This window comes from Bacillus sp. AFS029637, assembly GCF_002584985.1.
GTDB lineage: Bacteria > Bacillota > Bacilli > Bacillales > Bacillaceae_G > Bacillus_A.
In genome coordinates this window covers 1-219 of record NZ_NUPZ01000092.1, presented here as the reverse complement: position 1 = coordinate 219, position 219 = coordinate 1, and the positions used below count along the sequence as shown (strand labels likewise).

Below are 219 nucleotides of genomic sequence, written 5' to 3'. Positions count from 1 at the left end.
TAATCAGTCTTTCATAATTGACATAAAATCCTTGGATTAAATCTTTTTTGGATTTATAAGAAGTGTGATAACCATTTTTGTACTTTTTGAACGAATTTTTTCTCGCCGTATCAAAATCTTTTGAAGCCTGTTTGGGAACTTGTGCGTTGATGTTATTTAACCATTCATATCTCTTTCGCTTCTTGCTCTTTGTAAATCATTTCTGTAAAGCTAACTGTG

The 219-nt window shown here is 31.1% G+C and carries 1 pseudogene; it reads right to left on the bottom strand.

The features are described 5' to 3' along the window. A pseudogene (locus COE49_RS26995) lies at window positions 1–219 on the bottom strand (RNA-guided endonuclease InsQ/TnpB family protein); the annotation flags it as partial.